At 72.8% G+C, this 23,429-nt stretch carries 24 protein-coding genes, 1 tRNA gene and 1 pseudogene; 7 read left to right on the top strand and 19 right to left on the bottom strand.

Annotated elements, in window-relative coordinates; genetic code table 11:
• Positions 1-45 precede the first annotated feature (45 nt).
• The 4 genes from BG482_RS36005 to BG482_RS35990 form a co-directional block, all read right to left on the bottom strand.
• Complete coding sequence (locus BG482_RS36005) at positions 46-516, bottom strand: PPOX class F420-dependent oxidoreductase (RefSeq protein WP_069773424.1); 471 nt, start codon at positions 514-516, stop codon at positions 46-48.
• A 219-nt stretch (positions 517-735) separates the two neighbouring features.
• Positions 736-1,557, bottom strand: coding sequence for a YceI family protein (locus tag BG482_RS36000; protein ID WP_069773423.1), 822 nt, complete (start codon positions 1,555-1,557; stop codon positions 736-738).
• An 87-nt stretch (positions 1,558-1,644) separates the two neighbouring features.
• Positions 1,645-4,233: an MFS transporter gene (locus BG482_RS35995; protein WP_107450872.1), complete on the bottom strand. Its 2,589-nt coding sequence runs from the start codon at positions 4,231-4,233 to the stop codon at positions 1,645-1,647.
• 13 nt (positions 4,234-4,246) lie between these two features.
• Positions 4,247-4,810: a MarR family winged helix-turn-helix transcriptional regulator gene (locus BG482_RS35990; protein WP_069773422.1), complete on the bottom strand. Its 564-nt coding sequence runs from the start codon at positions 4,808-4,810 to the stop codon at positions 4,247-4,249.
• 247 nt (positions 4,811-5,057) lie between these two features.
• Here BG482_RS35990 and BG482_RS35985 point away from each other — a divergent pair, with 247 nt between their 5' ends.
• The gene (locus tag BG482_RS35985) at positions 5,058-5,255 is read left to right on the top strand and encodes a hypothetical protein (RefSeq protein ID WP_069773421.1); all 198 of its coding nucleotides are present in this window, start codon (positions 5,058-5,060) and stop codon (positions 5,253-5,255) included.
• 256 nt (positions 5,256-5,511) lie between these two features.
• Here BG482_RS35985 and BG482_RS46315 read toward each other — a convergent pair whose 3' ends face one another.
• The 9 genes from BG482_RS46315 to BG482_RS35945 form a co-directional block, all read right to left on the bottom strand.
• Positions 5,512-5,802 (bottom strand): hypothetical protein, encoded by a 291-nt coding sequence (locus BG482_RS46315; protein WP_370745947.1) that lies wholly within the window; start codon positions 5,800-5,802, stop codon positions 5,512-5,514.
• An 832-nt stretch (positions 5,803-6,634) separates the two neighbouring features.
• Complete coding sequence (locus BG482_RS35975; protein ID WP_069773420.1) at positions 6,635-7,552, bottom strand: RNA polymerase sigma factor SigF; 918 nt, start codon at positions 7,550-7,552, stop codon at positions 6,635-6,637.
• Positions 7,553-7,976: 424 nt separating this feature from the next.
• A complete protein-coding gene (locus tag BG482_RS35970) occupies positions 7,977-8,861 on the bottom strand; it encodes an RNA polymerase sigma factor SigF (RefSeq protein ID WP_079142584.1) in 885 nt (294 codons plus the stop codon).
• Between the two features lie 208 nt (positions 8,862-9,069).
• Complete coding sequence (locus tag BG482_RS35965; protein ID WP_069773418.1) at positions 9,070-9,363, bottom strand: Dabb family protein; 294 nt, start codon at positions 9,361-9,363, stop codon at positions 9,070-9,072.
• Positions 9,364-9,393: 30 nt separating this feature from the next.
• Positions 9,394-9,570: a hypothetical protein gene (locus BG482_RS44350; protein WP_176741553.1), complete on the bottom strand. Its 177-nt coding sequence runs from the start codon at positions 9,568-9,570 to the stop codon at positions 9,394-9,396.
• Between the two features lie 212 nt (positions 9,571-9,782).
• Positions 9,783-9,867: transfer RNA gene (locus tag BG482_RS35960), tRNA-Ser, on the bottom strand.
• Between the two features lie 57 nt (positions 9,868-9,924).
• The gene (gene tadA / locus BG482_RS35955) at positions 9,925-10,356 is read right to left on the bottom strand and encodes a tRNA adenosine(34) deaminase TadA (protein WP_069773417.1); all 432 of its coding nucleotides are present in this window, start codon (positions 10,354-10,356) and stop codon (positions 9,925-9,927) included.
• A gap of 50 nt (positions 10,357-10,406) precedes the next feature.
• Positions 10,407-10,964: a hypothetical protein gene (locus BG482_RS35950; protein WP_069773416.1), complete on the bottom strand. Its 558-nt coding sequence runs from the start codon at positions 10,962-10,964 to the stop codon at positions 10,407-10,409.
• A gap of 336 nt (positions 10,965-11,300) precedes the next feature.
• Positions 11,301-11,504, bottom strand: coding sequence for a hypothetical protein (locus tag BG482_RS35945; protein WP_107450875.1), 204 nt, complete (start codon positions 11,502-11,504; stop codon positions 11,301-11,303).
• A 156-nt stretch (positions 11,505-11,660) separates the two neighbouring features.
• Here BG482_RS35945 and upp point away from each other — a divergent pair, with 156 nt between their 5' ends.
• Positions 11,661-12,296: a uracil phosphoribosyltransferase gene (gene upp / locus BG482_RS35940; protein ID WP_069773435.1), complete on the top strand. Its 636-nt coding sequence runs from the start codon at positions 11,661-11,663 to the stop codon at positions 12,294-12,296.
• Between the two features lie 111 nt (positions 12,297-12,407).
• Here the strand turns inward: upp and BG482_RS35935 are convergent, their stop codons facing one another.
• Complete coding sequence (locus tag BG482_RS35935) at positions 12,408-13,109, bottom strand: LytR C-terminal domain-containing protein (protein WP_256096590.1); 702 nt, start codon at positions 13,107-13,109, stop codon at positions 12,408-12,410.
• Between the two features lie 198 nt (positions 13,110-13,307).
• On the bottom strand, positions 13,308-13,604 hold the full coding sequence (locus BG482_RS35930; protein ID WP_004943146.1) for a type II toxin-antitoxin system VapB family antitoxin: 297 nt from the start codon (positions 13,602-13,604) through the stop codon (positions 13,308-13,310).
• Positions 13,605-13,940: 336 nt separating this feature from the next.
• On the opposite strand from BG482_RS35930, the pseudogene BG482_RS45860 reads away from it, so the two are divergent.
• A pseudogene (locus tag BG482_RS45860) lies at positions 13,941-14,123 on the top strand (ATP-binding protein); the annotation flags it as partial.
• A gap of 303 nt (positions 14,124-14,426) precedes the next feature.
• Here BG482_RS45860 and BG482_RS35925 read toward each other — a convergent pair.
• On the bottom strand, positions 14,427-15,029 hold the full coding sequence (locus tag BG482_RS35925; protein ID WP_069773414.1) for an HhH-GPD-type base excision DNA repair protein: 603 nt from the start codon (positions 15,027-15,029) through the stop codon (positions 14,427-14,429).
• Positions 15,030-15,053: 24 nt separating this feature from the next.
• The gene (locus tag BG482_RS35920) at positions 15,054-15,797 is read right to left on the bottom strand and encodes a siderophore-interacting protein (RefSeq protein ID WP_069773413.1); all 744 of its coding nucleotides are present in this window, start codon (positions 15,795-15,797) and stop codon (positions 15,054-15,056) included.
• A gap of 75 nt (positions 15,798-15,872) precedes the next feature.
• Here BG482_RS35920 and BG482_RS35915 point away from each other — a divergent pair, with 75 nt between their 5' ends.
• The 3 genes from BG482_RS35915 (at position 15,873) to BG482_RS43130 (ending at position 20,936) form a co-directional block, all read left to right on the top strand.
• Positions 15,873-17,951, top strand: coding sequence for a penicillin acylase family protein (locus BG482_RS35915; protein ID WP_069773412.1), 2,079 nt, complete (start codon positions 15,873-15,875; stop codon positions 17,949-17,951).
• On the top strand, positions 17,944-18,549 hold the full coding sequence (locus tag BG482_RS35910; protein WP_069773411.1) for a GNAT family N-acetyltransferase: 606 nt from the start codon (positions 17,944-17,946) through the stop codon (positions 18,547-18,549). The genes BG482_RS35915 and BG482_RS35910 overlap by 8 nt, the downstream gene beginning before the upstream one ends.
• A gap of 284 nt (positions 18,550-18,833) precedes the next feature.
• Complete coding sequence (locus BG482_RS43130; RefSeq protein ID WP_069773410.1) at positions 18,834-20,936, top strand: copper resistance protein CopC; 2,103 nt, start codon at positions 18,834-18,836, stop codon at positions 20,934-20,936.
• A gap of 33 nt (positions 20,937-20,969) precedes the next feature.
• Here BG482_RS43130 and BG482_RS35900 read toward each other — a convergent pair whose 3' ends face one another.
• Both BG482_RS35900 and BG482_RS35895 read right to left on the bottom strand, forming a co-directional pair.
• A complete protein-coding gene (locus BG482_RS35900) occupies positions 20,970-21,437 on the bottom strand; it encodes a thioesterase family protein (RefSeq protein ID WP_079142576.1) in 468 nt (155 codons plus the stop codon).
• A 29-nt stretch (positions 21,438-21,466) separates the two neighbouring features.
• Positions 21,467-22,630 (bottom strand): macrolide family glycosyltransferase, encoded by a 1,164-nt coding sequence (locus BG482_RS35895; protein ID WP_069773409.1) that lies wholly within the window; start codon positions 22,628-22,630, stop codon positions 21,467-21,469.
• A gap of 297 nt (positions 22,631-22,927) precedes the next feature.
• On the opposite strand from BG482_RS35895, the gene BG482_RS35890 reads away from it, so the two are divergent.
• A partial coding sequence (locus BG482_RS35890) for a wax ester/triacylglycerol synthase domain-containing protein (protein ID WP_306287014.1) occupies positions 22,928-23,429 on the top strand: 502 nt, incomplete at its 3' end.

The raw sequence follows: 23,429 nt of genomic DNA, 5'->3' as shown, positions 1-23,429 counted from the left end.
AGCCCTGCTGCCGGTCCGGCCGGCGACCGGCTGTCAGCTCTGCCGTCAGTCCTGTTGGGCGAGGCGGGCCGGGAAGCCGCCGGTGGCCACCGGGCCCCAGCGCTGCGGGGTGATCCGGATGATCGACTTGCCCTGCTTCAGCATGGCCTGCCGGTACTCGTCCCAGTCGGGGTGCTCGCCGGCGATGTTGCGGTAGTACTCCACCAGCGGTTCGACGGACTCCGGCGTGTCGATGACCTCGGCGGTGCCGTCGATCTGGACCCAGGGGCCGTTCCAGTCGTCGCTCAGCACGAGCACGCCGACCCGGTCGTCGCGCTTGGCGTTGCGCGTCTTGGCCCGCTCGGGATAGGTGGAGACGACGATCCGCCCCGAGTCGTCGACCCCGCAGGTCAGCGGCGAGGCCTGGGAGCTGCCGTCGGTGCGCCGGGTCAGCAGGATCGCACGGTGACGGGGGCGGACGAAGTCCAGCAACTCGTCCAGGGAGACCTTGGTGTTCGTCGCGATGTTCGGTGCCATGGGGTCAGCCTAGGCGGCGGACCACCCGATCCGGCTGACCCTGCCGGACCTACGACCGCCCGTGCCCACCGCCCGCCGCGGCCTGGCTCGTCTCGGGCCAGCCCGCTCGGCCCCAGCCCGCCGCGGGCCCGTCCCGTCGGACCCGGCCCGCGTGGCACCCGGGCCTGCCACCGCCGGGCCTGCGCCCCCGGTTCACACCCCCGGCTCGCACTCCCCGGTTCACACTCCCGGCAGGGCGTCACCCTGTACCGCCTGGACGTCCAGTTCCACCTTCAGCGTCGTGCCGATGGCCGCGATGCCCGCCTGGACGACCTGGTTGTAGTTCATGGCGAAGTCCTCGCGTCGCAGCTCGGTCGTGGCGCGGAAGGCCGCGCGGGTGCCGCCCCACGGGTCCGCGCCGGTGCCCAGGTAGGCCAGCTCCAGGTTCACCGGGCGGGCGACGCCGTGCAGGGAGAGATCGCCGTGGACGGTCCAGCGGTCCGGGCCGGCCGGGGTCAGTCCCGTCGAACGGTAGGTGATCTCCGGGTGCGTCTCGACGTCGAGGAAGTCCGCCGAGCGCAGGTGGGTGTCGCGCATGGCGTTTCCCGTGTCGATGGAGGCCGCCCGGATCACCGCCTCCACACGGGACTTGGCGACGTCGTCCGGGGCGACCTCGATCGCGGCCGTGAAGTCGGTGAACCGGCCGCGGACGCTGGAGATGCCCAGGTGCTGGGCGACCGCTCCGACGGTCGAGTGCGCGGGGTCGACGGTCCAGGGGCCGGGCGGCGGCAGTTCCGTGCCGCCCTGCCGGGCCAGGGTCACGGTCCCCACCTCGGCGCTCCCCCTCGCCGTCACGATCGCGCTGGACGCCGCGGGCGCGTACCCGACGGCCGTGACGATCACCGTGTAGGCGCCCGGGGCGAGTTCGGTCGTGTCGCGTACGGCTCCGTCCCCGTCGGCCTCGGCGCGCAGCACCTGGCCGCCGGTCATGTCGGTCACCGTGACGACCGCGTGCGACACGGCCCACCCGTCCCGCGTGCGGATCTTCGCGGTCAGTCCCATCTCACGTACTCCTCAAGCTCCGAAAACCGGAACCGGCCCGGTGCGGGGGGTCGCCCCGCACCGGGCCGGAGCCGATATCTGTCCGAACTACTCGCCGGGGTGGGCGAGTTCGATGTCGTGGCCGTCGACGCCGGCGCCCGACACGGTCAGCGCGGTGGCCACCGGCGGGTACCCGGTCGCGATGACGGTGTAGTCGCCGCCGTCGAGGTCGGCGAAGGCGTACGCCCCGTCCGCGCCGGTGGTGGCCGTGCCGACCACGTTGCCCGCCGCGTCCACGAGCGTCACCCGCGCGTCGGCGAGCGGACCGTGCGGCGCCCGGACGACGCCCTGCAGCTGGGCTCCCGCGTCGAGGACGACGTCCGCGCGGGTCACGCCCGTCGCGCCGATCTCGACGGGCAGGGCGCGCGGCCGGAACCCGACGGCGTTGACCGCGACGGTCACGGTGCCCGGGACCAGCTCCGCGAAGGAGAACTCGCCCTGCTCACCGGTGGCCGCGGTGGCCAGCAGATCGCCGCGCACATCGGTGACGATCACCATCGCGTCCTTGACGGCCTCGCCCGACTCGGCGGCGCGGACGACGCCGCTGAGCCCGCTGGTACCGCTGAGCAGGATGTCGTACGCGACCGGCTCGCCGTTCACCACGATCGTGGACGCCTGCGGCTGGAAGCCGTCGGCGGAGGCGATCAGCACGTACGAGCCCGTGCCGGGGGCGTCCACCGCGTAGGAGCCGTCGCCCTGCGCGACCGAGCGGCCGAGCTGCCGTCCGGCGAGCGAGATGAGCGTGACGGCGGCCTGCGGGACGGGCGCGCTCTCCGCGCCGCGGACGAAGCCGTGCACGGGGATGCCGCCCGAGGGCGTGTGCGGTGCTTCGACGGTGGCGACGGCGGACAGCCGCTGGGCGCCGTCGACGCCGGCCTCGGCGCCCGATCCGGCGACGGCCCAGCTGGGGACCTTCTCACCGGCGGAAGCCGTGTCAGCAGCGGCAGCGGCAGCGGGAGCCGCGGCCGTGGCCGGGGTCGCGTCCGTGGCCGGAGCGGCGTCCGCAGCGGAGACCGGGGCCGTGTCCGCGTCCGCGTCGGCGGCCTGAGCCAGCGCGCCCCTGGTCCGCAGCGGGACCTCCTTGATGAACAGGGTGATCAGGAAGGCCAGCAGGGCGAGGGCGCCCGCGATCAGGAAGACGTCCGCGATGCCGTGGCCGTACGCGCTCTCCATGACCGTGCGCAGCGGCGCGGGCAGCTTGTCCATGTCCGGGATCTCGCTCGACGAGCTCGAACCGGCGGCGAGGGAGGCGTACTTGGGGCCGAGGCCGGCGATGCCGTCCTGGGCGTAGTCGGTGATGCGGTGGGCCATCACGGCGCCCAGCGCGGAGACACCGACCGCACCGCCGAGGGAGCGGAAGAACGTGACCGTGGAGCTGGCCGAGCCGAGGTCGGACGGGGCCACCTGGTTCTGCGTGGAGAGCACCAGGTTCTGCATCATCATGCCGATGCCGAGACCCAGCAGGGCCATGAAGACGGCCATCTTCCAGTAGTCCGTGTCGTACCGGATGGTGCCCAGCAGGCCGAGACCGGCCGTTACCAGGACGCCACCGCTGACCAGCCAGATCTTCCACTTGCCGGTCCGGGTGATGAACTGGCCGGAGACCGTGGAGGAGATGAACAGACCGCCGATCATCGGGATCGTCATGACGCCCGACATCGTCGGCGACTTGTCCCGGGCGAGCTGGAAGAACTGGCTGAAGAACACGGTGCCGGTGAACATCGCGACGCCCACGAAGAGCGAGGCCAGCGACGACAGCGTGATGGTGCGGTTGCGGAACAGCCGCAGCGGGATGATCGGCTCGGCGGCCTTCGACTCGACGAGCACGAAGATCAGGCCCAGCACGATCGAGCCGCCGACCATCGCGGCCGTCTGCCAGGACATCCAGTCGTACTTGTCGCCGGCGAAGGTGACCCAGACCAGCAGCAGCGAGACCGCCGCGGAGATGAAGAACGCGCCGCTCCAGTCGACCTTGACGTCCCGCTTCACGACGGGCAGGTGCAGGGTCTTCTGCAGCACGATGAGCGCGATGACGGCGAAGGGCACGCCGACGTAGAAGCACCAGCGCCAGCCCAGCCAGCTCGTGTCCGTGATGACGCCGCCGAGCAGCGGGCCGCCGACGGTGGCGACGGCGAAGGTCGCGCCGAGGTAGCCGGAGTAACGCCCGCGCTCGCGCGGGGAGATCATCGCGGCCATCACGATCTGCGCGAGGGCGGACAGACCGCCGACGCCGATCCCCTGGACGACGCGGCACGCGATCAGCATGCCCGCGTTCTGGGAGAGCCCGGCCGCGGCCGAACCCAGCACGTAGATGACGAGCGCTATCTGGACGAGCGCCTTCTTGCTGTACAGGTCGGAGAGCTTGCCCCACAGGGGCGTGGCCGCGGTCATGGACAGCAGCGCGGCGGTGACGACCCAGGTGTAGGCGGACTGGCCGCCGCCGAGGTCGCCGATGATCTCCGGGAGGGCGTTCGAGACGATCGTGGAGGACAGGATCGCGACGAACATGCCGAGCAGCAGCCCGGAGAGGGCTTCCATGATCTGCCGGTGGGTCATCGGAGCGTCACCGGCGGAGCCGTGGGACCCTCCGCCGTGCTTCGCGTGAGCCCGCACACCGGCTGGTGTGGTCGTTGCCATGGGCTTCCTTCTCTTACGTTGCTTGTGCGGGTGTACGGGTGGTCTGTGTCCGTTCGCCTGCCGGAACGGTGGGAGCGGCGGGAACGGTGGGGGCAGCGGGTGCGGGAGGCCGGGGGGCGGGAGGGGGCGGTGGTCGGTGCGCGACCGTGCGGCAGTCGCCGAAGCTGGCGCGCAGCCGGGTCAGCAGTCCGATGAGCTGGCCGACCTCGGCGTCCGTCCAGTCGTCCAGCCGCTCGGCCAGGAGGCCGGCGCTGCGGCGGGACAGCTCGACGAGCATCGCGTGCCCCTCGGGGGTGAGGCGCAGGATGCGTGAGCGTTTGTCCGCCGGGTCGGGGGAGCGTTCGATCCAGCCCCGCTCGGCGAGGTGCGCGGCATGTCGGCTGGTCACGGACATGTCGACGGCGAGCAACTCGGAGAGGTTGCTCATGCGCATGTCGCCGTGGCTGCCCAGCAGGGCCAGCACGGCGGCCGAGCCGGCGGAGCAGTCCTGCGGCAGGATCCGCCCGAGGTCCCGTTTCACGGCCCCGACGGCACTGAGCTGACGCGCCAGCTCCTCGTACTGCGCCTGCCCTGCCATCACACCTCCCGGTATCGTTGCTTAGGGCAACCATAGAAGCGGTTGGTTGCTGCAGGCAAATAAAACCAGGCACGGTGCCGCAAAAAGTTGGCAAAGGCAAGTATTGCTGCGGTAAATATGCAGGTGAGAAGCCGACCCGGGGTGCGCGCGGCACCGCCCGGCCGGGGCTCCCGCCTGCCGGGCTCCGGGAACTCCAGGGCGACCCCCGCTTGGGCTCGCCCACCCGTTTTCGCTAGTGTCTCGGCCCATGGCTAACACGCAGGGCCCCCAGGGCAACCACGACCCCGCCGGCAGCACCCAGATGTTCCGCGCGTTCGTCGACGAGGGCGCCCCTCGGGCCGCCCAGCCGGCCCCCGCGCCGGCCGGCTCCCGCATCGGCCTGATCGTCGGCATCGTCGCCGCTGTCGTGATCGTCGCGGCGGTCGCCTGGCTCGCGCTGAAGTAACTCCCTCACTGGGCGCCGCGGGTGGGCGCGGGCGCCCCGGGCGGGCACCGGACGCGCCGACCGACACGGACACCGTCCCGACGAGGTCGACGCGCCCGCGCCTTCCCGTGCCCGCGCCTTCCTGCGCCCGGGCCTACCCGGGCCGCGCTCTCCCGTGCCGGGCCTTCCCGCGCCCGGGCCTCGGTCGCGCGGACGCTCTCTCAGCTCTTCCGCGCGGGCCCCGGCCCCGTCGGCGGCTGCCCCGCAGGCCTGTGGCTCACTCCCACCGCACCGACACGTCGCGCGTCTCGATGTGCATCCCCAGCGGTACGCGCCACGCGTCGACGCACACGGTCCAGGTCCGCTCCCTGTGCGTCCCTGCGGCGATCGGGACGGGCAGCGGGGCCGTCGACTCGCGGGTGGCCCAGTCCGTGCCGAGCGCGTCCACGACATGCGCGCCGAAGGTGACCGTCCCCGAACCGATGGCGCTGCCGCCGGAGTTGACGAACGTCAGGGTCACGTCCTCGCACCACCGCTGATCCGTCTTCGCGCGGACGGGCTCGCTCACGGCGAGGGAGGCCGGTCCGCCGGACGCGCCCCCGGACGGACCCGGGGGCGTCGAGGAAGGCGCCGGTGACGAGGGCGCCGGCGGTACGGGTGGGCCGGGGGGCGTGCGGCCGACGGAACCGCCCTCGACGGGCGTACCCCGCACCGGAGTCTGTGGGGCGCCGGAAGCGGGTGCGGCGCCTGGTGTCCTGCCGTGCGGCCCAGCGGTGGCCGTCACCCCCGCCCCGCTCGTCGCCGGGGCGCCCGGGCCGGGTCCGCCGTCGGGAGAGTCGCTCCGCCCGTCCAGCGGAACGAGACGCACCCCTCCCGTTGGGACCGCCGGACCGTTCGCGCCCGGCGCTGCCGGGTCCCCTGCCGCGCCGATGGCGACGTAGTCGCCGCCGTGCCCGCCGCCTCCGCAGCCGACGGCCAGTCCCGCCGCTCCCACGACGACGGCGGCAGCCGCCGCCGCACCCCGTACGGCGCGCCGCCGGCCACGTGCCCGTGTCGGACTTCGCATCACGGCAGTGTGCCTGACGAACCGTCAGGACAAAAGTCCCTGGACCGAGTCGGCCGCCGGGCACTCCCGGCCTGACGGTCGGCCAGGACGAACCCGACCGACCGGCCGATTGAACCCGACCGACCGAACCCGACCGACTCGATGCACGCGATCGACTCGGCGCACGCGATCGATTCCGCGCAGGCGATCGATTCGGCGCAGGCGACACCGACGCGCCACGTGCGACGCGGGCGACCGACTCGACGCCGTTGACGAACGTGTGGCGGGGTTGGCCCCGGAGGAGGACCCCACCCGCGCCGGACGACCGGTCGCGGGCTTTCGGGGCCCCGGGTTCCTAGTCGGAGATCAGGCCCTCGCGCAGTTGCGCCAGGGTCCGGGTGAGGAGGCGTGAGACGTGCATCTGGGAGATGCCGACCTCCTCGCCGATCTGCGACTGGGTCATGTTGGCGAAGAAGCGCAGCATGATGATGCGGCGCTCGCGGGGCGGAAGCTTGGCCAGGAGGGGCTTGAGGGACTCCCGGTACTCCACGCCCTCCAGAGCCGTGTCCTCGTAACCGAGGCGGTCCGCCAGGGAGCCTTCGCCGCCGTCGTCCTCCGGAGCCGGGGAGTCCAGCGAGGAGGCCGTGTAGGCGTTGCCGACCGCGAGGCCGTCGACGACGTCCTCCTCGGACACGCCCAGCACCGCGGCGAGTTCGGCGACCGTCGGCGAGCGGTCCAGCTTCTGGGAGAGCTCGTCGCTGGCCTTGGTGAGGGCCAGACGCAGCTCCTGCAGCCGGCGCGGGACGCGCACCGACCAGGACGTGTCGCGGAAGAAGCGCTTGATCTCGCCCACGACCGTCGGCATCGCGAACGTCGGGAACTCCACGCCGCGTTCGCAGTCGAAGCGGTCGATCGCCTTGATCAGGCCGATGGTGCCGACCTGGACGATGTCCTCCATGGGCTCGTTGCGCGAGCGGAAGCGGGCCGCCGCGTAGCGCACGAGGGGGAGGTTGAGCTCGATCAGCGTGTCCCGGACGTAGACGCGCTCGGGGCTGTCCTCGGCGAGCGTGGCCAGTCGCAGGAACAGGGAGCGGGACAGGGTGCGGGTGTCGATGGCCCCCGTGGCCGTGAGAGCCGGGGCCTGAGGGGCCTCGGGGGCTGTGACGTCGTCGAGCACATCGGGCTCGACCGGCGCGACAGGCGCGACGGGCGCGGACTCGCTCGGCGTGAGCGTGAGCGTGAGCACCTTCGAGCTGCCCTGTTCTGCGGACATGCCACCCCCTTTGGGTCGCGGGACGGTCGCGGCGCAACGCCCCCGCTTGAGGAACGTCAGCCTTCACCTGAATACCGGAGCCGAAGCCCCGGCAAACGCTCTTCCGGCAGAATGTCACATGTCGGCAACACGCTGTAGTGACATGTCGACATGTGAGTGACGAATCAGCCCTGGAAACAGGGGGTCTGACGGCTTTTCAGCGGGATTCCGGCGGGAACGGCTCCGGTGAGCGATTCGCTCCCAGAGGTGACGACTCGATCGCGCTTGCGATCCCTCATCGAGTGACGTGTCCTGTGCCGTTTCCCGCCATGCACCCCGCCATGCACCCCGTCATGCGCTCCCCCATGCACCCCGCCATGCGTTCCCCATGCACCGCGTCATGCGTTCCCCATGCACCGCGTCATGCGGCCCGTGGCGGGTCCCGTCAGGCCTCGATGCGGTTCGCCGAGCGGAGCCGCTGGAAGGAGCGTGCGAGCAGCCGGGACACGTGCATCTGGGAGACGCCGAGTTCGGCGCTGATCTGGGACTGCGTGAGGTTGCTGTAGTAGCGCAGGAGGAGGATGCGCTGTTCCCGCTCGGGCAGTTGGACCAGGAGGTGGCGGACGAGGTCGCGGTGCTCCACGCCGTCCAGCGCCGGGTCCTCGTAGCCGAGGCGGTCCAGCAGTCCGGGCAGGCCGTCGCCCTCCTGGGCGGCCTCCAGCGAGGTCGCGTGGTAGGAGCGGCCCGCCTCGATGCAGGAGAGCACCTCGTCCTCGGCGATGCGCAGCCGTTCGGCGATCTCGGCCGTCGTCGGGGTGCGGCCGAAGGCGGTGGTGAGGTCCTCGGTGGCGCTGTTGACCTGCACCCACAACTCGTGGAGCCGGCGCGGCACGTGCACCGTGCGGACGTTGTCGCGGAAGTACCGCTTGATCTCGCCGATGACCGTGGGCATGGCGAACGTGGGGAACTGCACGCCCCGGTCCGGGTCGAAGCGGTCGATGGCGTTGATCAGACCGATGGTGCCGACCTGGACGACGTCCTCCATCGGCTCGTTGCGGGAGCGGAACCGGCCGGCCGCGTAGCGCACGAGCGGGAGGTTGGCCTCGATGAGCGCCCCGCGCACGCGGTTGTGCTCCGGCGTGCCCGGCTGGAGTTCCTTGAGCTCGGCGAAGAGCACCTGGGTCAGCGCCCTGGTGTCCGCGCCGCGTCGTCGTTCCGGGGTCGGCGCGGCTTCCGTGGCTGCTTCCGGGACGGTTTCCAGGGCGGGGGCCGGCGCGGGTGCCGGGGGTGCCTCTTCCTGAGGCGGCGCAGTACTGGCCGACACGGTCAACGCCACCTCTTCGTCAGGTCAACATCGGTCAACTCATCCGTCAAAAGCGGTCATAGCATCACAAGACATGTGCACTGTGTGCAAGCACCCCATAACGCCGTGTTGAGGGATAAGTTGGGCCTTTCCCGTCTCGCCGGACGTGCGAAAGCCCCCCGCCGTCAGGGCGGAGGGCTCCGTGCCGTCGAAGGGGCGTGCCGGGCGGGACGGCTCAGAACTCGTAGTCGGCGACCACCCAGGTGGCGAACTCACGCCACAGGGCGACGCCCGACTGGTGGTCCGGGTGCTCGATGTAGCGCTTGAGCGCGTCCGCGTCCTCGACCGCCGAGTTGATCGCGAAGTCGTAGGCGATGGGGCGGTCGCTGACGTTCCAGCCCAGCTCCCAGAAGCGCAGCTCCTCGATCTTCCCGCCCAGCGCCCGGAAGGCCGCCTCGCCCCGCACGACCCGGGGGTCGTCGCGCTCGACGCCCTCGTTGAGCTTGAAGAGGACCAGGTGGCGGATCATGGGCACTCCCTGTGCGTACGACGGCCTCGGCTACTTGGCCCCGTCCGCGAGCCAGGTGAAGAAGTCGCCGATGGCCTTGGCGGCGTCCGATATGCCCTGGAAGCCTATCTGGACGTAGTCCGCCGCCTTCGCCGGGTCGGTGATGATCACGTAGAGCACGAAGACCACGAGCACGTAGACGGCGATCTTCTTGGCGTTCACCGCCACCTGGCCTCCCCTGTAGTGGCCACTCGGGCCCGTGTTGACGGCGGCGAGTGTATCTGTAAGTGCGATTTACACACCGCTTTTTGATCGCCGCGGCGCGTTCGTGAACGGTTCGCGCTCTCGGGGCGGAGGGCGACGGGAACGGCGCTAGGGGAGGGCCGGGACCGAGACGCACGAAAGGCCCGGCTCGATGAGCCGGACCCTTCGTCCAGAAGCGGTAGCGGAGGGATTTGAACCCTCGGTGACTTGCGCCACACTCGCTTTCGAGGCGAGCTCCTTCGGCCGCTCGGACACGCTACCGAGGGAGACCTTACAGCAAGGTGAGCCCCGGTTTGAAATCGGTATCGGGCGGCCGTCTCAGCGCTCCCGGAAGAACTCCGTGAGCAGTCCGGAGCACTCCTCGGCGAGGACGCCCTGGACGACCTCGGGGCGGTGGTTGAGCCGGCGGTCGCGGACGACGTCCCACAGGGAGCCGACCGCGCCCGCCTTGTCGTCGCGCGCGCCGTAGACCACCCGGTCCACCCGGGACTGGGTGATCGCGCCCGCGCACATCGTGCAGGGTTCGAGGGTCACGACGAGCGTGCAGCCGGACAGCCGCCACTCCCCGGTCGCCTCGGCCGCCCGCCGGACGGCGAGCACCTCGGCGTGCGCCGTCGGATCGCCGCCGGCCTCGCGTTCGTTGTGGCCGGTCGCGAGGACCGTCGTGCCGTCCGCGGCCAGCACGACCGCGCCGACCGGGACGTCTCCGCCCCGGGCGGCCAGCCGGGCCTGGTCCAGGGCGAGCCGCATCGCGGCCCGCCAGCGGTCGCGTACGGGATCCGACGGGGTCTGCGGTGCGGTCAGCGGACGGTCTCCAGGACCTCCGAGGCACCCAGGGCCTCGGCGATCTCGTTGACGGCGTCCTCGGACAGCGCCCTCAGTTCCTTCTCGGCGACGCCGAGGTCGTCGAGGATGCCGGGGTCGCCGACCGGGCCGTGCGGCACGGCCTCGGCGGAGCCGCCGCCCACGACGACCTGGGCCTCCTGGTCGTCGTCCTGGTTCTCGTCGTCGGTCTCACCGTCCTCGGTGCCGTCGAGGTCGAGGTCGAGGGCGTCCAGGACGTCCTCGTCGCCCGGGTCTCTGCCGAGCAGTTCGTCGGTGAGCAGGATCTCGCCGTACGAGCTGCGGGCGGCCGCAGCGGCGTCGGACACGTAGATGCGAGGGTCCTCCTCGCCGTCGATGCGGACGACCCCGAACCAGGAGCCCTCCTGCTCGATCAGCACGAGCACCGTGTCCTCGTCGGGAGAGGCTTCCCGGGCCAGGTCGGCCAGATCCGACAGGGTCTCCACATCGTCGAGCTCTGTGTCGCTCGCTTCCCACCCGTCTTCGGTGCGCGCGAGCAGTGCGGCGAAGTACACCGTGACTCTCCCACTGGTCATAGGCGTGCCGGTTGGGGGTCCCCCCGGCGGAGGTTGCGGGCGGAGAAAGAGCTGAGGCTCCGAGCCCCACCCACTCGGAATCGTGGCAGAAACAAGGCGTTCAGGGGACGTCTTCGGCTCCCTGTGTCCGGTGGTTTTGATCCCACGTCCGCAGCGACGTCCGTGAGTGACTCACCAGCGCACCAGTTGCGGCCACGAGCGGATCGTACGCGGCTTTGCCGTGCGTCCACGCACGCCCACCCCCGCGCGGCACCCGTGACGGTGGGGATCTTCCCCGAATGCCCCAAGTCGCATACGGCCACGGCGATCACGGGACTACCAGCGGAATGTGCGCATGCGCATCGCGTGGCGCAGCCGGGCGGTCCTGGCGCGCCGTGGCTGGACGCGGTCGCGCAGTTCGCGGGCTTCGGTCAGCTCGCGCAGGAACCGGGCGCGCCGTCGGCGGCGCTCGGCGTCGCTCTCGGCGCGGGCGGCCGCGTCACGCGACTCGTCGTCGGGCAGGTCGGGCAGGTCAGGCATCAGCACACCACCCCGGGTACCCCGGTCCGTCTCCATACCTGTCCCTCACTTTCCCTCCGACGGGCGGTTTGATGCCAGCGAACGGCTCAAGCCGGGGGGAGAGGTTCACTGTGTGTGGGGACGCCAGGCGGGTTCGGCACCGTTACTGTTGTGGACATGCGTCTCCACGTCGTCGACCACCCTCTGGTCGCCCACAAGCTCACCACGCTGCGCGACCGGCGCACGGACTCCGCGACCTTCCGCCGGCTGGCCGACGAGCTGGTCACCCTGCTCGCCTACGAGGCCACGCGTGACGTGCGCACCGAACAGGTCGACATCACGACGCCGGTCGCCTCGACCACCGGCGTCAAGCTCTCCTACCCGCGGCCGCTGGTCGTGCCGATCCTGCGCGCGGGCCTCGGCATGCTGGACGGCATGGTCAGGCTGCTGCCGACCGCCGAGGTGGGCTTCCTCGGCATGATCCGCAACGAGGAGACCCTGGAGGCCTCCACCTACGCCACGCGCATGCCGGAGGACCTCTCCGGGCGTCAGGTGTACGTCCTGGACCCGATGCTGGCCACGGGCGGCACGCTGGTCGCCGCGATCCGCGAGCTGATTCGGCGCGGCGCCGACGACGTGACGGCCGTCGTGCTGCTCGCCGCCCCGGAGGGCGTCGCGATCATGGAGCGCGAGCTCGCGGGCTCGCCGGTCACGGTCGTCACGGCGGCCGTCGACGACCACCTCAACGAGCTCGGCTACATCGTGCCGGGCCTCGGAGACGCGGGCGACCGGCTGTACGGAGCGGCCGAGTAGGTCGTCGCCCCCGTCGGCCCCCGTCCGCCCTCACGGCCTTGCGGGGGCCTGCCCTCAGCGACCCTTGGGCGGGCCCTTCGGAAGGGCCGTCCGCAGCGTGGCGGCGTGGCCTCAGCAGCTCTTCTTCTTGGTGGACGCCGTCGGCTGCGGCGCGGTGAGCGCCGTCAGCGCCTTGGTGGCGTCCGCCTGGCTGGTCAGCGCCTTGAAGCCGTTGCCGATGATCAGATCGACGGCCGTGCCCGCGCGGGCCGCGTCGGTGCGGCGCTCGGCGGCGGTCAGCTGGGTGGCGAGGACCGGCAGCGAGGTGTTGAGCGAGGACGCGGGGCCGAGCAGCAGCCCGGCGCCGGTGACCTTCTTGTCGTACTGCTTGGCGGCGTTGCCCACCTCGCCGATCCGGAAGCCGCGCTTCTTCAGCTCGTCCGCGGTGGTCTTGGCCAGACCGCTGCGGGTCGTGGCGTTGAAGACGTTCACGGTGATCTGCGCGGGCCTGGGCACCGCGCCCGCACCGCCGCCCGCGGCGGAGGCGGGCGTGGAGACGGCGGCGGACGCGGAGGGGCCCGCTCCGGCCTTGGTCCTGTTCGCGCCGGTCGCGTCCCGGGAGCAGGAGGCGCCGGCGGCCGTGGCCGCCCCTCCGCCGCCCGTGAAGACGTCGATGAGCTGCAGGGTGCCCCAGCCGGCCACGCCGAGCACGGCGCCGCAGCCGACGACCACGACGGCCAGCCTGCCGCGTCGCCGGTGGGGGCGCATGCGGGGGTACTTGTCCCCCGTGATCCGGTACTTACCGCCCATGCCCGGGGGAGTCAGCATGCTCATGGGCGCAGCGTAGTGCGCCCGGGCTGCCGTGACTAATAAACGATCATCCGACACCGGGTGCGGGCAGCGGAAAGAACCCGAAAGGGTCAATCCGAGGGTGCTGCCGGGCGTGCGGCGCGCCGACGGAGAGGCCGCGTGGCGGGTCCCGGCGAGCTCACGCGCCGCCGGACTCCCGGCCCGGTCCGGGCCCCTTCCGGCTCAGTCCAGCTCGAGCACGCGCGCGTGGAGCACCTGGCGCTGCTGGAGCGCCGCTCGCACGGCGCGGTGCAGCCCGTCCTCCAGATACAGGTCGCCCTGCCACTTCACGACGTGCGCGAACAGGTCGCCGTAGAAGGTGGAGTCCTCCGCGAGCAGGGTTTCCAGGTCGAGCTGCTGCTTGGTGGTCACCAGCTGATCGAGGCGGACCGGGCGCGGCGCGACGTCCGCCCACTGCCGGGTGCTTTCCCGGCCGTGGTCGGGGTACGGCCGGCCGTTTCCGATGCGCTTGAAGATCACACGGAAAGCCTACCGGTCCAGACGTTCCGGGCGCAGCCACGGAGACGGAGTGCGCCGCTGGAAAAGACGTGATGAACGGGGGTAAAACGGAATGACGGCCTGCCGATGAGCGAGTCGACGAGCGCCTCTGACATCGTTGCCGGGTACGTGTTCGAGAGCCCCGCCCCCTCGACCTCGGCGCTGTGCCGTGGGGCGGCGCGTGCCTGCCCGAAGCGCCGGTGCGCGGTCCTCTCCCGGTGCTGAGCGGGCACGGACCGGTCGCAGGAGTCACCGGGACCGGCAACCCCAGGACGCTCCGGCAGACGGCCGAAAGCAGCTTTCGGTGCAGGCGGGCCGGCCCTCGTCGCCGACGTCAAGGGCGGCCTGTCCGGGACCTCGGCCCCGGGGGCGGTGAACGACAGGGGTGCGGGCCCGGGCCCGGAATCGGCCAGAAAGGGACGGCGACCGGCCTTTCCCGCCGAGTTCCACGCCCGGGGCGGCCTCGGCCACGGCGTCCCGTCGCGCACCACGATCACGGACTTCGGCCCGCTGCCGGTTCGGCACCGCCGAGTTCTCGCCGACGGCCCCGACGGCCCCGACGGCCCCCACGGCCCGACGGCCCCGACGGCCCCGGCATCGTGTCCGATGTCCGTCGGACGTCCCCGCTGCGCGAACGGTATGCAGCGGTATGCACAGGCTGTGGACGGAGAGCCGGCCTTCGAGAGCCCGCGGCAGGGACAGGGGCTGAGGCCGAGGCCGGGGCCGCACGGCCGGCGCCCGGGGTGGAGGCGGAGCCGGGAGAGCAGGTCCCGCTCACCCGCGCCCGGGGCGTTCGCCGGTTCCTCAGTCCTTCGTGGCCTTGGCGGTTTTCGCGGCCTTCGCCGCCGCCTTCATCTCCTGTTTGTGGGCACGTACCTTCGTCAGGGACTCCGGCCCGGTGATGTCGGCGACGGAGCGGAAGGACTTCGGTTCGCCGTAGGCGCCGGCCGCCTCGCGCCAGCCCGTGGGGCGCACGCCGAGCTGCTTGCCCAGCAGCGCGAGGAAGATCTGCGCCTTCTGCTTGCCGAAGCCGGGCAGCTCCTCCAGGCGTCCGAGGAGTTCCCTGCCGTCGGCGACGTCCTTCCAGACGGCCCCGGCGTCGCCGTCGTAGTGCTCGACGAGGTAGTGGCACAGCTGCTGGACGCGCTTGGCCATGGAGCCGGGGTAGCGATGCACGGCCGGCTTCTCGGAGAGCAGCGCGGCGAAGGAGTCCGGGTCCTGGGCGGCGATGTCGTGGGCGTCCAGGTCGTCGGAGCCGAGCCGGTCGGCGATCGTGCGGGGCCCCTTGAACGCCCACTCCATCGGAACCTGCTGGTCCAGCAGCATCCCGACCAGCGCGGCGAGCGGGGAGCGGCCGAGGAGCTCGTCGGCCTCGGGGTCCTGGGAGAGGTGAAGGGTGACGTCCATGCGTCGATGATCCCGCCTGGGACGTCAGCTCGCGCGCCAGTACCCGAGCGCGTGCAGCCGCTCCTTCGGGACGCCGAGCTCCTTGCGCACGTACGCCGAGAGCGTCCGGGTGGTGCCGGTGTCGCAGGCGATCCAGACGTACGGGTCGGGGGTGGCCCGCAGCAGGTCGGGCAGTTCCGCCTTCACCCGCTCGACGAGGTGGGCGCCGGAGTCCCGGCGGGGTACGTGCCGTATCTCGTGGCGCGCGGGGTCGGTGAGGAAGGGCAGGCCGTCCGTGTCGTCGGCGTCGCCCTCGAACCAGACGGTCGCCGGAGCGGCGCCCAGCGCGTTCTCGCCGTCGCCGAGCAGGGAGTTGACGGCGGGCAGCGAGGCCGGATCGCCGATCACGAGGACGTGGGAGGGGGCCGGGGAGGGCGGTGTGAAGCCGGTGCCCTGGACGGTCGCGTCGATGGTGTCGCCCGGCTTCGCGGCCCGCGCCCAGTCGCTGGCGGCGCCATCGTGCAGGGCGAACTCCAGACCGAAGGAGCCGGCCGCCGGGTCGGGGCCGACCAGGGTGTAGGCCCGCTGGTGCGGCCGGCCCGCGTGGTCGAACCAGAGCCGCACCCACATCGTGGGGTGGATGCCGGTGGCGGCGAGCAGCCCGCCGTCGGAGAGCTGCAGCCGGCGATAGCGGTCGGTGACGTCCTGCGTGCCCGTGACGGTGAGGGTGAAGTCTTTCGCCCGCATCATGCGGAGGACCGCGCCCTCCCAGCCCCGCCCCTGCGCCATGGCCTGTCCGCCCCTCGCGTACGATTCCCACGAATACTTAGGGCAGCCTAACCTAAAGCGCAAAGGGGTCACAGGGTGAGCACCGGGATCTACCGCGACGCCTGGGGCGTCCCGCATCTGCGCGCCGGCAGCGCCCTCGAACTCGCCCGCCTGCAAGGGCTGGTCACGGCCCGCGACCGCGCCTGGCAGCTGGAGGTCGAACGGCACCGCGCGCGGGGCGCCTCGGCCGCCGTCCTCGGCCCCGACGAGCTGCCCTGGGACCTGTTCGCGCGCCGCGCCCGCCTCGACGACACGGCGCGACGCTGCTTCGCCGCACTGGAGAGACGGGACCCCGAGACGGCGGACTGGGTCCGGGCGTACGTCGACGGCGTCAACGAGGGGCTCCGGTCGGCCGACGCCCCCGAGTTCGCCCGGGTCTCTCTCGCCCCCGGCCGCTGGGAGCCCTGGACCCCGCTCGCCGTCTGGCTGGCCACGCACATCCTGTTCGCCGGGTTCCCCGCCAAGCTGTGGCGCGAGGAGGCCGCCCGCCGCCTCGGCCCCGAGGCGGTCGCCCTGTTCGCCGCCGACGGACCCGGCTCCTCCGGCAGCAACGGCTGGCTGGTCGGCGGGGACCGCACGGTCACCGGGCACGCGGTCATCGCCGGCGACCCGCATCGCTTCGTCGAGGACCCCGGCGTCTACCAGCAGATCCGCCTGGCCTGCGACGAGTTCGACGTCGTCGGCCTCGCCGTCCCCGGCGTCCCCGGCATCGCGCACTTCGGCCACACCGGCACGGTCGCCTGGGCCATCACCAACGCCATGGCCGACTACCAGGACCTCTACCGCGAACGGCTGCGCCGCACCGGCGCGGGCGTCGAGGCGCTCGGCCCGGACGGCGTCTGGCGGCGGGTCGCCTGCCACACCGAGTCGGTGCGTGTCGCGGGCGAGGAGGCCGTCGAGGTGGAGGTGCTGGAGACCGAGCGGGGGCCGGTGATCGCGGGCGGCCCGGAGGGCCTCGACGACGGCGCTCCGCTCGCCCTCGCCCTGCGCTACCCACCCCGCGTCACCGCCGACCTCGGCTTCCAGGCGCTGCTGCCGCTGCTCCGGGCCCGCCGGGTCGACGACGTGGACCGCGCCTTCGACCTGTGGGCCGAGCCGGTCAACGTCGTCCAGGCCGCCGACGTCGAGGGCGGTGTGCTGCACCGGGTCGCGGGGCGGGTGCCGTTGCGCGCCCGGGCCAACGGCACGCGTCTCGTCCCCGCCTGGGAGCCGGGTCACGAGTGGACCGGCTGGCACGAGACCCCCCGCGCGGGACTGACCGACGGCGTCGCCGTCATGGCCAACCAGCGGGGCCCGGCCGCGGAGTTGGGCGTCGAGTTCGCCGCGCCGCACCGCGCCGACCGCATCCGCACCCTGCTGGCGCAGCGCCGGCACTGGTCCGCTTCCGACATGCCGGCACTCCACACGGACACGTATCTCGCCTCCGCCGCACCGGTGTTGGACCGTCTGGCGGCCCTCGACGGACTGACCGGACCGGCCGCCGAACTGCGCGAACGCCTGCTGCGCTGGGACCGCCGCATGGACGCCGACAGCGGGGACGCGGCCCGCTTCGCGACCCTGCGCAGCGCCCTCGTCCGCCGTCTCGCCGCCCACCCGGCCTTCGCGTCCCTGACCACCCCGCCCGCCTACCCGGAGGTCTTCCTCCCCTGGCTGGCCCTGCTCCCGCGCGTCGGCTTCGCCCTCGAACACCTCCTTCGGGCAAGGGAGTTGTACGGGATCGACCGGCAACGGCTCGTGCGCGAGGCCGTGGAGGAGGCCGCCGAGGCGTTCGCCGGACGGCCGGCCACCCGCTGGGGCGACACCCACCGCCTCGCCCCCTGGCGGGCCCTGCCCGACCCCTCGGACGAGCCGCCGGCCCTCGACGGCGACCACGACTGCGTGCTGTGCACCTCGGCCGTGCCCGGCTGGACCGACCTGGCCGCGCGCGGCCCGGCCGCCCGTTACGTGTGGGACCTGGCCCGCCGCGAGGACAGCCTGTGGGTCGTCCCCTTCGGCGCGTCCGGACTCCCCGGCCACCCCCACCACCACGACCAGCTGCCCCTGTGGCTCAAGGGCGAACTGGCCCCCGTCGTCACCGACTGGGCACGGCTGAAGAAGGAGAGCGACCATGGCTGACCGCTACGCGCCGGCATACGTCCACGAGCAGACCGTCGAGGGGTTCGGCGACGTCGGCCTGCGCCCCGTCGCCCCCGAGGGCGACGCGGCGACCGTCCACGCCTGGGTCAGCCAGGAGCGGGCCGCGTTCTGGGGCATGAACGGCCTGACGCGCGACCAGGTCGCCGAGATCTACGCCCACCTGGACACCCTGGACACCCACCACGCGCTCCTGGCCGAGCTGGACGGCGTCCCGGTCGCCCTGCTGCAGACCTACGAGCCCGGCGCGGACCGGGTCGGCGAGGTCTACCCGGTGGAGGCCGGCGACATCGGCGTCCACCTGCTCATCGCCCCGGCCGACGAGCAGGGCGAGAAGCGCGGCTGGTCGGCGGCGCTGATGGGCGTGTTCGCCTCGTACGTGCTGCTCGGCCTGGACCGGCGACGCGTCGTGGTGGACCCCGACGTGCGCAACACCAAGGCGGTCGCCCGCTTCCTGCGGCAGGGCTTCGAGGCGGGCCCGGTCGTCACGCTCCCGGAGGTCGACCTGCCCGACGTGTACCTGCCGGAGAAGAGGGCCCAACTCGCCTTCCTGCGCCGGGAGACCGTCTTCCCCGGATGACGGCCCCAAGCGGACGGCGTCGACGGCCCGGCCGCCCGGTGAACCGGATGCTCTGTGCATGCGTACGTATCTGCGAGCACGCGAGTCTCGGATGACGAGTTTCGAGCAGGCCTCGAGCAAGGCGGAGCGGTGACGTGAGCGAAGGCCACGAGGACGGACGACAGGCCGGCGGACCCCACGGCGGCAGCCGCCGGAGTGGCGGGCCCCGCGTCGACGGCTCCCGAGCCGGTCGCCGACGCGGCGACGGCTGCCAGGGGAGTCGCCGACGGCGGCTCAGAGGGCTGGTGCTGCTGGGCTCCGTGCTGCTGCTGCTGCTCCTCCTCGGCGGCGGACCGGCCTCCGCGCACGCGGCCCTGCGCGGCGCGGACCCCGTGGACGGAAGCGTCGTCAAGACGGCCCCCCGCTCCATCACCCTCGCCTTCACCGAGTCCGTGGGACTGCTCGACGACTCCTTCCGCGTCTTCGACCCCGACAACCGACGGCTGCGGACCGGCAAGGCCGGGCACGCGGACGGCCGCGCCGACACCGCGCGGGTGACGCTGCCCGGCGGCCTCGGCACCGGCACGTTCACGGTGACCTGGCGGGTCGTGTCGGCGGACAGCCACCCGATCGCCGGGGCCTTCACCTTCTCCGTCGGCAAGCCCTCCGCCGTCCCGCCCGCCCTGCCCAGCGCCTCCGTCGAGGACCCGGCCACCAGCGGTCTGTTCAACATCGGCCGCTACGTCGCGTACCTCGCCGCGGCCCTCCTCATCGGCACGGCCGTCTTCGTCGCCGTCTGCGGCCCGCCCGACGTCCGGCCGCTGCGCAGGCTCCTGCTGGCCGGCTGGTGGGCGCTCGCCGGATCGACGGTGTTCCTGCTCCTGCTGCGCGCCCCCTACGAGACCGGCGCCGGCCCGGCCGACGCACTGGATCCCTCGGGTCTCACCCGCACCCTGGGCACCCGCCCCGGCCTGGCCCTGGTCGCACGCCTCGCCCTGCTGGCCGCGCTCGCGGTCCTCCTGAGGTGGCAGCGAGGGCTCGTGCGGGAACGCAACGGCGAGCGGCCGTCGCGCCCGGCGCTGCTGACCGGCGCCGCCCTGGCGGTCGGCCTGACCCTGACCTGGGCCTCCGCCGAGCACGCCTCGGCCGGCATCCAGGTCCCGGCGGCGACGGCGTCCTCGGTGCTGCACCTGCTCGCCATGGCCGCGTGGCTGGGCGGCCTGACGTCCCTGCTCACCCTGCTCCACCGCGCATCCGTCCCCTCGCACGTGGTCCACCGCTTCTCCCGGCTGGCGGCCCTGTCGGTGACGGTCCTGGTGGTGACGGGCGTCTACCAGTCCTGGCGCGGCCTCGGCTCGGTGTCCGCCCTGACGGACACCACGTACGGGCGGGTCCTGCTGGCCAAGCTCGCCGCGGTGGCACTGCTGCTGTTCGCGGGAGCGTGGTCGCGCCGGACGGTGCACGGGGCCGCCCGGACGACGCCCACGGCGACGACCGCCACGCCCACGGAGACATCCGAGACCACTGCCGCGACCACTGCCGCGACCACTGCCTCGACCACTGCCTCGACCTCGAAGGTGACGGTCGGGGCGGCTGTGGCGTCCGTGGCGCTGAGGAAGGAAATCCGGGTCCCGGAGCCGGTGGGCGGCTCGTCCAGCCGGCCGTCGGACGACGCATCACCCTCGTCCGGGATCCCGCACGCCCAGGACCTCCAGCCCGAGCGGTCCGCCGCCCCCGAGCAGTCCGCCGCCCCCGAGAACCCGCAGTCGGAGGACCCGCAGTCGGAGGACCCGCAGTCGGAGGACCCGCAGTCGGAGAACCGGCCCACCGGCGACCGGCCCACCGATGACCGCCGGTCCTCCGCCGAGGGGCCTCACCGCGACCCCCGGCGGCTCGCCCCGGCCGGCGAGGACCGGCGTCGGTCGTTGCGCCGCTCCGTGCTGGCCGAGGTCGCCGTGTCGGTCGTCGTCCTCGTCCTGACGACAGTGCTGACGGGCACCCTCCCGGGCCGGGCGGCGGCCGAGGCGGCGGCGGCCGAGCAGACGGCCGGGCTGCCCGTGGCCTCCGTGACCGACGTCCCCTTCTCCCTCGACTCCCCGCGGTCCGGCGACTTCCGCGGCAAGGTGCAGGTCACCCTCGACCCGGGCCGGGTCGGCGGCAACAACCTCCAGGCCGTGGTCTACGGCCCCGACGGGGGCTTCGTCAGCATCCCCGAACTGCGCATCTCCTTCAGCCTTCCCGCGCAGGACGTCGGACCCCTGGACGCCAAGATCACCAACAGGGGCGGCTACTGGGGCGCCGACGCCGTCAACCTGCCCATGCCGGGCGAGTGGCAGATGAAGGTGACGATCCGGGTGTCGGACATCGACCAGGTGAGCGAGTCGAAGCCGGTCCGCATCGAACGTTGAGCCGACCAGGGCGGGGCCGGCCCGGGCGATGGCTCAGCGGTCCGCCCCGGGGGTCGCGTGCCGGGCCGCGAGGGCGCGCTCCGCCTCCTCCAGACGGCGGGAGCAGCGGGCGTCCGGGTCGTAGGCGACGGCCGTGCTCACACAGGTGCAGAACACCCGGGCGTCGCGGGTGACGCGGCTGGTGACCCGGAAGGACGAGCGGCGCAGGTCACCGATCGTGGTGGTGATGGTGACGGGCTCCGGCTGCAGCGTCAGAGGCTCCGAGTAGTCGAGCTCGTGGCGTGCGTAGACGAACCGGGGGCGGATCTCCTGACCGGGCAGCCCGGGGCGCAGATAGAACATGTCGATGTGGGCGTCCTGGATCATCTCCAGGAGCCGGACGTTGTTCACGTGGTTCATCGAGTCCAGATCGCTCATGCGGACCTGACGCAGATACAGGTGCGGCCGGCACTCGGGCACGGCGCTCGTGCGGCGGATGTCGGCCGCCAGGGCGTGGGTCAAGACGTCACTCCTAGAAAAGGGCTGCGGGCCTACAGGGCCCGCTCGATCAGGTCCGCGGCGGCGCCCGCCCCTCCCGCCGCCGCGATCTCCCGGCGCATGTCCGCCACGGCGACGCGGATGTCCCGGTCGGACGAGACCCGCAGGACGGCCTCGCGCAACGCCTCCGGAGTGACGGTCTCGCGCGGCAGATGGACGCCGAGCCGCAGGCGCTCGATCTGCGCGGCGTTGACCCGCTGCTCGGCCATCTGCGGCACCGCGACCAGCGGAACCCCGTAGTGCAGCGCCTCCATCGTGCCCCCCATCCCGGCGTGGGTGACGAAGGCGTCCGCCTGCGCGAGCACGGCCAGTTGGGGCACGTGAGGGTGCACCTCGACGCTGTCGGGAAGCGGCCCCAGCTCGTCCGGCGGGACGGCGGAGCCGACGGACATCACCACATGCCAGGGCAGCTCGGCGAAGGCCTCGACGCAGGACCGGTAGAACTGGGGCCGCCGGTTGAACTGGGAGCCCAGCGACACCAGCAGCACCGGCCGGTCCTGCCGTGGCGGCTGCCAGGAGCCCTGGTAGGAGCGGTCCCCGAGCGCCGGCCCGACATAGGCGACGCGCCGCGCCATGACCGTGTCCGGCCTGCGCTGGAACGCGCGCGGGAAGAACGCGACGGCGTGCTCCGGCTGCACGAGGTCCTGGATCCGTGAGCTGTCCACCCCGTGTCCCGTGAAGGCGGCCACGAGTTCCGCGAAGCCGGGCACCTGGGGGAGGCCCGGCACGCCGAAGAACTCGGGGACGATGCCGTCGTAGGCGAGGTGGGTGGGCGACGCCACCACCGTGGGGACCTGCCAGCGCGCGCCCAGCAGCAGACCCGCCAGGCCGTAGACGTCGCACAGCACCAGATCGGGCCGGTCCCTGTCGTACGCCCTGGTCAGGGCGGGCAGACCGGTCAGCGCCAGCCGGACGACCCGGGCGAACCCCTCGCCCATCTCCTCGGGCGCCTCCGAACCGTCCCCCGTGTCCGGATAGAACACGGGCTCGGCGCCGGCCGCCTTCACCTGGTGCACGAAGTCCTCGGTGACGGCGTACGTGACCCGGTGCCCCCGTCGTACGAGCTCCTCGACGACCCCCAGCGTCGGATTCACGTGTCCGTGCATCGGGACGTTGAACACGGCGATGTGCGCGGGATTCGCACGGGTACCAGGCACGACACGTAACTCCTGTCCGGCGCGGAGCCGGTGCGGGGACCGAAAAACGGGTGACGGGCGTCCCAACGCGGACGCGGAGTCCCGATTAAAGGCGCTCCGACACCGCTCCCGACCGCAAACCTGCTGCAGTGTCACCCCATCAGGGAGCCTGCGGGCCCGCGCGTTGACAGGTGAGGGAGGCGCGACACGTGACCGCCGGTCGCATCGGCCGTTGGGGGTGCAGGACGTCGTCCGCCAGCGGCCGGTCCACGACAGGACCGGTCCACGACAGGGACGGCCCACGACAGGAGCAGTCTCATGCCCGGATCGCATCTGCCCTTGCTGGAAGAGGGGATGGCCCGCTGGCCGTTCGGCCCGCCCAACGCCGGGATCGCGCTGGACCTCACGGGCGCGCCGCCCGCGCTGGACGAGCTGCGGGCGCTGGTGGAGGAGCGGTGGAAGGCGCTGCCGCGGCTCACCCAGACCCTGGTCGCCCCGGGAGCTCGGCCGGGTCTGGCCTGGTGGACCGGCCGGCACCGCTGGGCCCGCGCGGACGGCCACGAGCTGGGGCGACAGGTCGACGGCGTGGACGGCACCCTCCGGGACGCGGTGCGGCAGTGGTTCCACACCCCCTTCCCCGCCGGCCGTCCGCCGTGGGGCCTGCACCTCCTGCGGGGTTCGACGCAGGGCGAGTTCTCCCTGCTGTTCCGGATGCACCACAGCCTGCTCGACGGACGCTCCCTGACGACCCTGCTGCGCGCCCTCCTCGACGACGGCCGGCCCCTGGACGGCGCCGCCTCCCTGTCGGCGCCCGGCCCCC

Source organism: Streptomyces sp. LUP30 (assembly GCF_001746365.1).
In the GTDB taxonomy this organism is placed as follows: Bacteria; Actinomycetota; Actinomycetes; order Streptomycetales; family Streptomycetaceae; genus Streptomyces.
Note: the sequence above shows the minus strand (reverse complement) of the source record. Positions and strands in the feature narration are given on the sequence as shown.